Source organism: Bacillus sp. EB106-04-04-XG123 (assembly GCF_058791855.1).
In genome coordinates this window covers 253,010-265,042 of sequence record NZ_JBYTDZ010000004.1, presented here as the reverse complement: position 1 = coordinate 265,042, position 12,033 = coordinate 253,010, and the positions used below count along the sequence as shown (strand labels likewise).

The window sequence follows — 12,033 nt, the reverse complement described above, 5'->3', positions numbered from 1 at the left end:
TAGTCACCTCACCTTATGTCGTGTAGCGATTTTTTGGCTCTGTTAGTCCGAGATTTTCTCGTAAGGTTTGTCCTGTGTAATCGGTTTTGAATAAGCCTCGTTCCTGAAGGATTGGGACGACGCGGTCTACAAACACATCCAGCCCTTCTGGCAAGAGCGGCGGCATGACATTAAAGCCGTCTGCTGCTTCTTCATTCAGCCATGTTTCCATCACGTCTGCCAGCTGCTCCGGCGTTCCAATGAAAATATTATGACCGCGTGAGCCGGCAACTGATTGATAGAGCTGGCGAATGGTCAGGTTATCCTTTCTCGCCATATTCATCACGAGATCAAAACGGCTTTTCACCGCATTTGACGTGCTCGGATCAATCTCTGGAAGCGGTCCGTCTAACGGATACTGAGACAGATCAATCCCGCCTAAGTAATTTTGCAGAATGCTCAGTCCAATCTCAGTAACAATCAACTCCTGTAATTCTTCATATTTTGCTCGGGCTTCTTCCTCTGTATCAGCAATGATCGGGAAGATACCCGGCATGATGCTGACGTCCTCTCTAGCACGGCCAGCAGCCTCTACTTTCCCCTTCAAGCTTTGATAAAATTCCTTCGCTTTTTCGAGATCGTTTTGTGCAGTGAAAATGAGCTCTGCTGTTTTTGCTGCAAGCTTTTGACCATCTTCGGAAGATCCTGCTTGAATGATCACGGGCTGCCCTTGCGGCGTACGTGATACGTTAAGAGGCCCCCTGACTGAGAAGAACTCACCTTTATGCTGGAGCTCATGAAGCTTACTAGATTCGAAGAATTCTCCTGTTTCCTTGTTTCTGACAAGGGCGTCTTCCTCCCAAGAATCCCAGAGACCTTTGACGACTTCGACGAACTCTTCTGCCCGTTCATAACGTTTATGGTGTGCTAAATGCTCTTCTCCGCTAAAATTTTTCGCTGTTTCTTCAATAGAAGATGTGACCACATTCCATGCCGCTCTTCCGCCTGATAAATGATCAAGGGAGGCAAACTGTCTTGCAATATGGAAAGGCTCACTGTATGTAGTGGATGCTGTTGCTGCTAAACCAATCGTTGAAGTCGACTCAGCAATAGATGAAAGCAGCGTGAGCGGTTCAAATCTCGTTAATACGTTCGGATGAGAGGTTTGATTAATGGATAAACTGTCAGCTAAAAAGAGCAAATCCAGCTTTCCTTCCTCTGCCTTTTTCGCTAATTGTTTAAAATAATCTAGGTTCATGGCTGCGTCTGGTACTGCATTCGGATGTCTCCAAGAGGCAACGTGATGTCCAGTTCCTGCGATGAATACGCCTAGCTTGAGCTTCCTTTTCGGCTGTGACACTTGTTCTTCATCCTTTCTATATCCTACATGTATCAAACTGAAGTCCTTAGAAGATACATTTTTCTGATTGAATTAATCGGTTTTATTAATAAAAAAAGGGCAAATGTTGCGAAAAATGAAAAATAATTATTACTATATGCCCTTTTTACAGGATTGTCAACCGCCTTCTGAACCTCCAAAATAAGGGATTTCAAACGCTTATGATGGCGTATCAATCTCAATATTTCCGATGAGCCGGTCTGTGGTATGTGTCAACAATTGACTGCGTTCCAGCATGTTGTGAGCGATGACAGAATGAGTGGAATTTGCAGTGCGGACGGCAATCGCTTTTTGAGGAGATAGATTGATGATGTTATTGCGTAGCACACGAGCTGACGAAGCCTGGTCAATAAAGATCGCTGTCGGCTGTCCGATCGATCGATTCAAATAGAAGCGGTTATCTCCAATTTGTGGTGAACCATTTTTAATATACATCACCACATATAAGGATGTTTCTTCAAAGGAATTGTCTTTAATTTCTAATGCCCCTGTCGTGCTACTGTATACAGCGTAGTTTTGATAGTTTTTAAAGCGATTCTGCCAGATGAAAGCCTTTGCATTTTCGGTGACACTGATCGTATAGGAAGAATCTAGCTCCGGGTGTCCTTCTTGAATAAAGTGGTTGCCGTTGATCCCTGTTTCCCCTTCCTGCACCCAGATTCCTCTGCTGAATTCTTTGAATTGATTGTGCTGAATAAGGATATTCGTTCCTCTCACCACGGCCGCATCGATAACAGAATAGACCGTATTGTTTGAAAAGACGACACTATCCGATTGATAGATACGCAGGGAGGCGCTCCTTTTTCCGGTATTCGTTCCTGATTCAATATGGTTTCCTTCTATTAGAATACGATTCGCCATATAAACGGACACAGCCGCATCTTCAAAAAGACTAATCTTATTACCTGTAATGTGAACACTGTCTCCCCTCACATCAATCCCTTTTTCAAACCCCTCAATCATATTGCCAATAATAATCACATTGTTTTCGGTTTGGCCAAGTGAGACGCCTAAGCTCGTAATCCCTGCTTTTGTAACCCCTCCTCCCACTGCACGAATCATATTGTTGGCAATGATCGTTTCGGTGGAGAAGCCATAGGAGATACTGCTATCTGTATGATTGCCTTCAATGATCACACCATAACCGTTAAAGTTATAGATTGAGCTCGCAGCCCCTCCTCTGACGATGTTGTTTCGAATCTGAATATTCAGCGGTTCTTCCATATTAACGGCATTTTCTCCATAGCCTTCAATATCAATGCCCATTCTTGGCTCGACCCCATTTACTCCTGCTCTTTCCAAGAGACAGTCCTCCACAATGACCCCATCACAGCCTGTAATCGAAATGTTGTTGCGCCTCGAATCTGTGATGGTGCAGCCGGAAATATCAATAGATGCAGCAGGCGAGTACGGTTCACCCTCTGTCAATAAACCATGGGGACTGACAATAATGCCGTCTCCCGTACAATTTTTGATTTGGACATGATTCACCTCGACATGGGAGGCACCTTCAATGCACACCCCAAAGCCCCATTCATGGGTTTTTCGTTCAGAGGGGAGCGGCTTGTATACATGCTCATGACGATCCCCTTCAATACGTCCGCCTCGGATGGTCACATTCTGAACCTTTCCTATATAAAAGGCTGCATACCCCCATGAATCATTTGGTTTTACCTTTATCACAGCGTCTGGCGCCATCTCAATGCATATATGACTTGGCACCCGTATACCTGCACCTCGGAAAGGAAAAAATGAATCACCTCTGTACACCGCATCGATTAAATATGTGCCGCTCGGCAGCCAGACATGGGAATACCCTTGTGCTTTTGTCCATTCTAAACATTCATTGAGCTTGGCTGTGCAATCCGTTTTCCCGTCAGCAATCACGCCAAAATCTAGTACATTGACAACAGGTTTTTTTAGATCAGCTTCATTCAATTCCCCCAACCTAAATCACTCCTTTTCACACATGTTCTCTCGTCATCCTATGCATGTGGTAAAGGTTTGCTTGTACATTGCTTCAAATTTTAAATAAATTCTTCCGGAATAACTTTCCGATAATTTTTACTTCAATGAATTTTTCAATTTTTTGAGTCTTTAAGCCTATTGAACTAACATTTTCCTGTTTTAGAATAGTTTTATATTGACACAAGAACTATACAAGAATATCATTTTTCTCATATCTCTTTTTTTAAGAAAGGATCTATGCCATGTCTACAATTGACCACGATAAAATTGTTAAAAGTGTTCCTCAAAAAGGGTTTTTTGGACATCCAAAAGGACTTTACACACTGTTTTTCACTGAATTTTGGGAGCGTTTCTCCTATTATGGCATGCGTGCACTGCTTATTTATTATATGTACACAGAGGTGACAAAAGGCGGTCTAGGCTTTGACCAGACGACAGCCAATTCGATCATGTCGGTCTACGGTGCGCTTGTCTATATGTCAGGAGTTATTGGCGGATGGCTCGCCGACCGGGTATTTGGTTCGTCCAGTACGGTGTTTTATGGCGGAGTTTTCATTATGCTTGGCCACGTGATTTTGGCTTTGCCAAGCGGAGCAACAGCGCTCTTTATTAGTATGGGACTGATTATTATTGGGACAGGTCTTCTTAAGCCAAACGTTTCAAACATTGTTGGCGACCTGTATACAAAAACAGACCCGCGCAGGGACTCTGGATTTAGTATTTTCTACATGGGGATCAACATGGGTGGCTTTATCTCCCCATTAATTGTCGGAACACTCGGTCAAAAAGTGAATTTCCACCTCGGGTTCTCACTCGCTGCCGTCGGGATGCTTGTTGGACTCATTACATTTGTGGTCACAAAAAAACCGAACCTTGGTCTTGCCGGCACTTATGTGACAAATCCATTATCAGCTGCCGAACGTAAGAACTTCAAAATTTACGGATCATTGGTTGTGATTTTGCTCGCAGTTTTTGCTGTCATTGGCATTCAAACAGGCGCACTCACAATTAATCTATTCACTTGGTTTGTCAGTGCCCTTGGTGTACTCATTCCGATTGTTTATTTCATTGTCATGTATTTCAGTAAAAAGACGAGTGCAGTGGAGCAATCCAGGGTTCTCGCTTATATTCCATTGTTCCTTGCTGCCGTGATGTTCTGGGCGATTCAAGAACAAGGCTCAAACATTTTAGCGACATATGCAGATCAACGAACAAACTTGAATTTTCTTGGGATGACACTAGCGTCTTCATGGTTCCAATCATTGAACCCTATCTTTATTGTGCTGCTGTCTCCAGTGTTTGCTTGGTTATGGGTCAGACTTGGAAAAAAACAGCCGTCTACCCCGATTAAATTCTCACTCGGCCTTCTGTTTGCAGGGTTATCCTTCATCATCATGATCATTCCTGCATACATGTCCGGTCCGAACACACTTGTGAGCCCACTATGGCTCGTTCTGAGCTTCTTCCTCGTTGTGATCGGAGAGCTCTGCTTATCACCAGTTGGACTGTCAGCAACAACAAAGCTGGCACCTGCTGCCTTCTCAGCGCAGACGATGAGCCTTTGGTTCCTTTCAAATGCGATGGCACAGGCGATCAATGCGCAAGTAGTCAAACTGTTTGATAAAGTGCCAGAAACCGTCTATTTCGGTATCATCGGATTGCTGGCCATCGTTTTATGCGTTGTAATGCTATTACTGACACCAGTGATTAAGAAAGCGATGAAAGGCGTTCATTAATAAAAAACTGGACATGAGTACATCATGTCCAGTTTTTTACTTTATTGATGATCAGTCTTCATATATTTTTAATTCGTATTCATTGGTACTGTCTCATTTATTTCAATATTAAAATAATTCACGGCATTGTGATAACAAATATCTTTGACTATTTTCCCTATAAATTCGTAATCCCTTGGAAGCTCACCATTTTCTATCCAAGTCCCAAATAAATTGCATAAAATTCTTCTGAAATATTCATGACGAGGGAACGATAAAAAGCTCCTTGAGTCTGTAAGCATACCTACGAAAGTGCTAAGCAAACCTATATTAGATAATGTTTTCATTTGATCTAGCATGCCGTCTTTTTGATCATTAAACCACCACCCGGATCCAAATTGAATTTTTGCTCTGGCATCAGAAGATTGAAAATTCCCTATAGTAGAGGCCACAATCGCATTATGAACGGGATTTAAATTATAGATAATGGTTTTAGGTAAAAGGTTATCTTTGTCTAATTCATTCAAAAAACCATTTAAATGTCTTGCTAGGTGGAAGTCAGACATAGAGTCGTACCCACTATCTTTTCCCGTTAACTTGAACATTCGTGTGTTATTATTCCTTAAAGCACCTATGTGTAATTGCATGGTCCAATGAAGAGAATGATATTTTTTACTCAGGTGAAGAAGAGTGTTTGTTTTAAATTTATTGATATCCTCTTGGGATAGTGTTTTTCCTTGCAACGCACGTACAAATATAGAAGACACTTCTTGTTCAGTAGCTGGTGAAAATGGAAATATTTCAAAACCATGATCAGACATTCTGCATCCATTCGCGTGAAAATAATCAATTCGTGAATGTAATGAAGAGATAAAGTTTTCATATGTTAAAACAACGCCGTTGATTGACTCACCTAATTTTTCTATATAATTCACAAAATTTGATTGTTCAATATTTAAAGCTTGATCCGGTCTAAATGTAGGTAGGACCCTAGTTGTAATTCTTACATCTTTACGTATGATTTGATGAATTTCTAAAGTATCGATTGGATCATCAGTCGTACATACAACTTTTACATTAAATTTTTCTAAAATTCCATTTGTTGACATGTTCCTTTCATTTAATCTCTCATTACAGATATCCCAAATTTTATGTGCATTTTTTTCTGAGAACAACTCATTTATATTGAAATAACGACTTAATTCTAAATGTGACCAATGATAAAGAGGGTTTCCTATTGTATATGGAACCGTTTGGGCCCAAGCTAAGAATTTTTCCTTGTCACTTGCATTCCCCGTGATCAATCTTTCTTCTACACCTAACCATCGCATAGCCCTCCATTTATAGTGATCTCCATTCAGCCAAATATCAGTCATATTTTCATATTTTTTGTTAGTAGCAATATCATCAGCCATTAAATGCGTATGAAAGTCATAGATTGGCATATTTTTCGCGTAATCATGATAAAGAACTTTTGAACTTTCGTGATTAAGCATCATATCTTCGCTTAGGAATGTAGACAATATAGTCACCTCTATACTTATGTTTAGAAAATCAATTAAATGAAATAAGGTGTTATTAACAAAAATAACACCTCACTTTTTTAGATCTTACTTAATTCAATCTCCGTATTTACATAGATTGCGTCTCGTTGTGCAATTAAGCATAGTTCTGCGGCTTTAAAAGTATGTTCTTGAGTCATAGCATTTTCAGTATCGTTTAAACAATCTAAAATAAGTTCACCAAAGTAAGGGAATCCTACTTCTCCATTTAGAGAAAAATGTTGCTCTGTCTGTTGATTTACTAAGTATAAATGGTCTCCTATTTTATCCCTTGCTATGTCTACGTATTTGCGAATTTCAATATACCCCTCTGTTCCAAGAATAAATGTGCGCCCATCCCCCCAAGTGCTAAGGCCATCAGGAGTCAGCCAGTCTACTCTAAAGTAGTTTGTAGCCCCATTATCAGCAATCAAAGTAGCATCGCCGAAGTCTTCCAATTCTGGATATTGATGATGTTTATAATTGCCCACTTTACTATGTACAACTTTTGCATCTTTTGCGCCAGAATAGTAAAGGAATTGTTCAATTTGGTGACTACCAATATCACATAGAATACCTCCATAATACTCCTTTTCAAAAAACCAGCTTGGTCTGCTTTCTACATTACTACGATGTGGGCCAGTTCCAAGAACTTGTACCACTTTTCCAATGGCTCCTTGTTCAATCAGTTGACCAGCAAATACGGCACTTTCCACGTGCAAACGTTCACTATAATAAACAGCCCATTTAAGCCCCGTTTCAGCTGTTTTTTTACGAGCAAGCTCCAATTGTTCTAGCGTTGTAAAAGGTGATTTATCCGTAAAGTAATGCTTACCATGATCTAAAACACGCAGCCCTAAATCACAGCGTTTAGATGTAATGGCTGCGCCTGCCACGAGCCTTACATCTGGATCTTCGAGAATTTCTTTCTCACTTTTGGCTGCCTGTACCTCCGGATAAGCCTTACAAAATTCTTGTACTTTTTTCTGATCATGATCATACACCCATTTTAATGTAGCCCCAGCCTCAGTTAATCCATTGCACATTGCATAGATGTGTCCATGATCAAGACCTATAGCTGCCATTACGAATTGTCCTTCTGTAACGACAGGGGCACTTTTTCCCTTAGGAGCATAATTCATTCCATCACTTTTCTGCATGATTGTTCCTCCTCTAGCAAGCTTCCAGTTTATTTTTAATAACTTAATAACGTTAGACTCATAGTTTCTCGTAATTTCCTCCAACGGTTATCGTATCGTCTGAAAAATTTTCTACACTGCTTTGTTTTTCATAAAAATGCTTAACGTTCGCAAGCATTCCTTCACGTGTATAAAAAGGATCGTCTGCTGAAAGAGGAAGCTTCACATGAACACCTTGGTTTGCAGATTTATAGATGGCTGTAATAAGTTCTAGTGTATTTCTTCCTTCTGTTCCATCAATTAAAAGCTTCTGGTTACCCTTGATGGCCATTAAAAAATTATTTATTTGTCCTTTATGCCCTTCAAATAGCAATTCCGGATATTGATTAAAAGCTTCCTGAATACGATTTTCTAAATCCTCATCATTTTTCTCTTGAGGAAACCCATTTTCTTTAGCTATTTGAGCATTTACTTTCCATGGGACAGATACTCTAGCTTTTTCACCTTGAAAAATCAATTGTTGTTCTTCTCCATGATGAACAACAGAACTGGTTACTTGTGCTAAGCTGCCATTTCCATAGCGAAGTACAGCAATCGAAAGGTCTTCAACCTCTGCATTATCATGCAAGGTATTACTAGTTGCTGCAAAAATGTCAGTCGGCAATCCTAACATCCATTGCAACATATCAATATGATGGACAGCATGATTAAGTGTACAACCTCCACCTTCTTTTTCCCATGTACCGCGCCACCATAAATCATAGTAACTATGACCACGCCACCAAAAAGAATCAACTTGAGTATGAGCGATTTTTCCAATGAGGTTTTGATCAAGGACATGTTTTAATCTCATAATGGGCGTCATAAACCTGTTTTGAGCAACAACGGATAAAAGCTTTTGGCTTTCAATAGATGCTTTTATCATTTCGTCACATTCTTTTAGAGAAGAAGCCATAGGTTTTTCTACTAAGACATGTTTGCCTGCTTTAAGAAAATCGATGGCAATGGTTGCGTGCATATAAGGAGGTGTACAAATGGAAACGGCATCAATCGTAGGATCATTCAATAACTCTTGGTAGTTAGCGACAACTCGTGCTTCTAGGTTATATTTTGTTGCTGCAGACATTGCTTTTTCAGGATAAATATCAGCTAAAGCTACAATTTTACTGATTTCAGGCATTGCAAGATAAGCCTCGATATGGGCAGTTGCAATAGATCCAGTTCCTATAATTGCGATGTTGGTCATATCAATCTTTCCCTTCTGCAAGAAGATAAATTTTCACTTCTAATAATGAGATAGCGCTTTCAAAAAACTGAATGATTCACCTAACTGATAGATCAGAGTACCGTTCGTTCTATTAATATTCTAGTTATACTAGTATGGTAGCTCAAAAACATTATAACTCAATCTTTTTGAATTTTGTATAGTTTTTTGAATTTTCTTTTTAATATCCCTCACTTTTATGATTGATCATGGCTTACATAGTTAGAATCATCAAGAGTTATAAATGCTCACAGGGTAATATTCAGAAAAATTAAATTAGTGTCTACCATTCTAATGCACTTGTATGGTAGTATGTTAGAGAAAGGAGATTAGAATAATGAATATTGATTTTAAAAACCAAAACCTCTCTACGAGGGAACAAGTTTACAATATGCTAAAAGATCAAATATTAAGCCTGAAGCTTCCACCTGGGACAAATATTTCTGAAAAAGAAATATCCATTCAATTTAATGTTAGTCGAACTCCTGTAAGAGAAAGCTTTTTAAAATTATCTCAAGAAGGATTATTAAGTATCTACCCTCAACGAGGTACATTTGTTTCTTTAATTGATTTGAACCTTGTGGAGGAAGCACGGTTTATGCGAGAACATCTCGAGAAGGCAGTGATTAGACTAGCCTGTCAGGAACCTTCTGAAGAGTTGATTAATGATTTAGATATGAATTTAAGTATGCAAAAAATTTGCGTTAAGAAAAAAGATTATAAAAAAATGTTTGAATTAGATGAGGAGTTTCATAGAACTATTTTCAAACGGTGTAAAAAAGAAAAAACATGGTTAGTTATTCAACAGATGAATGTACACTTTAATAGGAGTCGCATGTTAAGGCTAGTAACAGATTATAATTGGGATAATATTTTTTCTCAACATGTAAATATCTTCAAAGCTATACAAGATCAAGATGCTGATAAAGCTGAAACAATCATGGAAGAGCATTTGAAAATTGCACTTGTTGATAAAGAATTATTGAAGAAAGAATATCCAAATTATTTTAAATAAAAATAGGTTGTTACTTATATTTTAGGGGTGATGGTAGATGAGGATGACATTTAGATGGTTTGGCGAAGGAAACGACACAATCACACTGGAACAAATAAAGCAGATTCCAGGAGTGGAAGGAATTGTTTGGGCACTGCATGATGTGCCCGCAGGAGAAGAGTGGCCACTAGAAAGAATTGTAGAAATGAAAAAATTAGCTGATAAACATAACCTTCATATTGAAGTGGTTGAAAGCGTGAATGTTCATGAAGACATTAAGCTCGGACTTCCAACTAGAGATCGATACATAGAAAATTATAAGAAAACAATTCAGAAGCTAGCAAAGGTCGGTGTTAAAGTCATATGTTATAACTTTATGCCTGTATTTGATTGGATCCGTACAGACTTAAATAAAACACTTCCTGATGGCTCTACAGCTCTATTTTATGAACATAGTCGAATTAAAGATATTGATCCGAAAGACTTAGTAAATAAAATTAGTGAGAACTCCAGTTTAACCATGCCAGGTTGGGAACCAGAGCGGTTAAATCACCTCCACCACCTTTTTGAAGCCTACAGAAATGTAACAGACGATGATTTATGGGACAACTTGAAATATTTTTTAGATCAGGTTATTCCAATTGCAGAACTTCATGATATTAAAATGGCTATTCATCCTGACGATCCACCTTGGCCTGTCTTTGGTCTACCGCGAATAGTAACTAACCAAAAAAACATCAGAAAAATTTTACAACTAAATAATAGCCCACATCATTGTATAACGCTCTGTACAGGATCTTTAGGAGCAAACTTAGAAAATGATTTAGTTTCTATGATTCACGAATTTATTGATAGAATCCCATTTACTCATATAAGAAATGTACGTGTATATGATAACGGGGACTTTGTTGAAACATCGCATCGATCAAAAGATGGATCAGTAGATGTTTCAGCTATTATACACGCTTATTATGAAAGCGGATTCAAAGGTTATTGTAGACCCGATCATGGAAGACACATATGGGATGAACAATGCAGGCCTGGATATGGTCTTTATGATAGAGCACTTGGAATTATGTATTTGTGGGGAGCTTGGGATGCTTTACAAAATAAACATTCTGTATGAAAAGAAGCAAAGGAGGAAGCTACATGGTAAACATACAAGAAAATAAAAATTTAGCTGGTAAAGTAGCTGTCATAACAGGAGGAAGTGGAGTACTTTGCAGCGCCATGGCAAAGGAACTTGCTAGACATGGCGTGTCTGTGGCCATTTTAAATAGAACAGTCGAAAAAGGTGAAAAGGTAGCCGAAGAAATTAACCTTATGGGCGGGAAAGCGATTGCGATTAAATGTGATGTTCTGAATAAAGAGAGTGTTGAACAAGCCGAGAAAATTGTAACAGAGGAATTAGGCAATTGTACAATATTGATAAATGGAGCTGGTGGTAACCACTCCAGTGCAAATACAACCAATGAAATATTTCAAACAGAAGACCTTACTAATCCTAAGGTAAATACTTTTTTTCATTTAAGTACAGATAGTGTACAAAATGTATTTGATTTAAATTTTATGGGGACTTTTATTCCTACACAAATTTTCACTAAAAATATGGTTCATCGAAAGGGAGCAGTTGTCATCAACATGTCATCTATGAGTGCCCCTTCTCCAATGACCAAAGTGCCTGCTTATAGCGCGGCAAAAGCAGCAATTGAAAATTTCACCAAATGGTTAGCTGTTCATATGGCCGAGGCAGGAATTAGAGTAAATGCCATAGCACCGGGCTTCTTTTTAACCTCACAAAATAAAAACCTTCTCCTAACTGAAGAAGGAGATTATACAGAGAGGTCTCATAAGATTATTTCGAACACACCAATGAGAAGGTTTGGTACGCCAGAAGATCTTCTTGGTACCCTATTATGGCTTGTTGATGATCATATGTCAGCATTTGTTACCGGCGTGACCATTCCTGTTGATGGAGGTTTTATGGCGTATTCAGGTGTTTAATATTTTTATTTTTTTCCTTGTCATACATCT

The 12,033-nt window shown here is 38.9% G+C and carries 9 protein-coding genes; 4 read left to right on the top strand and 5 right to left on the bottom strand.

Features of this window, described 5'->3' with window-relative positions:
* Positions 1 to 13 precede the first annotated feature (13 nt).
* Both AC3WTB_RS14115 and AC3WTB_RS14110 read right to left on the bottom strand, forming a co-directional pair.
* Complete coding sequence (locus tag AC3WTB_RS14115; RefSeq protein WP_492333868.1) at positions 14 to 1,339, bottom strand: LLM class flavin-dependent oxidoreductase; 1,326 nt, start codon at positions 1,337 to 1,339, stop codon at positions 14 to 16.
* Between the two features lie 198 nt (positions 1,340 to 1,537).
* Positions 1,538 to 3,325 (bottom strand): right-handed parallel beta-helix repeat-containing protein, encoded by a 1,788-nt coding sequence (locus AC3WTB_RS14110; protein WP_039176499.1) that lies wholly within the window; start codon positions 3,323 to 3,325, stop codon positions 1,538 to 1,540.
* Between the two features lie 263 nt (positions 3,326 to 3,588).
* On the opposite strand from AC3WTB_RS14110, the gene AC3WTB_RS14105 reads away from it, so the two are divergent.
* Positions 3,589 to 5,082: a peptide MFS transporter gene (locus AC3WTB_RS14105; protein ID WP_024425520.1), complete on the top strand. Its 1,494-nt coding sequence runs from the start codon at positions 3,589 to 3,591 to the stop codon at positions 5,080 to 5,082.
* A gap of 68 nt (positions 5,083 to 5,150) precedes the next feature.
* Here AC3WTB_RS14105 and uxaC read toward each other — a convergent pair whose 3' ends face one another.
* The 3 genes from uxaC to AC3WTB_RS14090 form a co-directional block, all read right to left on the bottom strand.
* Positions 5,151 to 6,584 (bottom strand): glucuronate isomerase, encoded by a 1,434-nt coding sequence (gene uxaC, locus AC3WTB_RS14100; RefSeq protein ID WP_492333867.1) that lies wholly within the window; start codon positions 6,582 to 6,584, stop codon positions 5,151 to 5,153.
* Positions 6,585 to 6,664: 80 nt separating this feature from the next.
* On the bottom strand, positions 6,665 to 7,762 hold the full coding sequence (locus AC3WTB_RS14095) for a Gfo/Idh/MocA family protein (RefSeq protein ID WP_492333866.1): 1,098 nt from the start codon (positions 7,760 to 7,762) through the stop codon (positions 6,665 to 6,667).
* A gap of 58 nt (positions 7,763 to 7,820) precedes the next feature.
* Positions 7,821 to 8,987 (bottom strand): Gfo/Idh/MocA family protein, encoded by a 1,167-nt coding sequence (locus AC3WTB_RS14090; protein WP_151284003.1) that lies wholly within the window; start codon positions 8,985 to 8,987, stop codon positions 7,821 to 7,823.
* 355 nt (positions 8,988 to 9,342) lie between these two features.
* Here AC3WTB_RS14090 and AC3WTB_RS14085 point away from each other — a divergent pair, with 355 nt between their 5' ends.
* The 3 genes from AC3WTB_RS14085 to AC3WTB_RS14075 are packed head-to-tail and all read left to right on the top strand — an operon-like array spanning position 9,343 to position 12,003.
* Complete coding sequence (locus AC3WTB_RS14085) at positions 9,343 to 10,020, top strand: GntR family transcriptional regulator (protein WP_039176486.1); 678 nt, start codon at positions 9,343 to 9,345, stop codon at positions 10,018 to 10,020.
* A 37-nt stretch (positions 10,021 to 10,057) separates the two neighbouring features.
* The gene (gene uxuA / locus AC3WTB_RS14080) at positions 10,058 to 11,125 is read left to right on the top strand and encodes a mannonate dehydratase (protein ID WP_039176484.1); all 1,068 of its coding nucleotides are present in this window, start codon (positions 10,058 to 10,060) and stop codon (positions 11,123 to 11,125) included.
* Positions 11,126 to 11,148: 23 nt separating this feature from the next.
* The gene (locus tag AC3WTB_RS14075) at positions 11,149 to 12,003 is read left to right on the top strand and encodes an SDR family oxidoreductase (protein ID WP_126682201.1); all 855 of its coding nucleotides are present in this window, start codon (positions 11,149 to 11,151) and stop codon (positions 12,001 to 12,003) included.
* Positions 12,004 to 12,033 lie beyond the last annotated feature (30 nt).

Coding starts and splice junctions, on each gene's coding strand:
- AC3WTB_RS14090 (WP_151284003.1), bottom strand. CDS start 8,987: ATGACCAACATCGCAATTATAGGAACTGGATCTATTGCAACTGCCCAT.
- AC3WTB_RS14105 (WP_024425520.1), top strand. CDS start 3,589: ATGTCTACAATTGACCACGATAAAATTGTTAAAAGTGTTCCTCAAAAA.
- uxuA (WP_039176484.1), top strand. CDS start 10,058: ATGAGGATGACATTTAGATGGTTTGGCGAAGGAAACGACACAATCACA.
- AC3WTB_RS14095 (WP_492333866.1), bottom strand. CDS start 7,762: ATGCAGAAAAGTGATGGAATGAATTATGCTCCTAAGGGAAAAAGTGCC.
- AC3WTB_RS14075 (WP_126682201.1), top strand. CDS start 11,149: ATGGTAAACATACAAGAAAATAAAAATTTAGCTGGTAAAGTAGCTGTC.
- AC3WTB_RS14085 (WP_039176486.1), top strand. CDS start 9,343: ATGAATATTGATTTTAAAAACCAAAACCTCTCTACGAGGGAACAAGTT.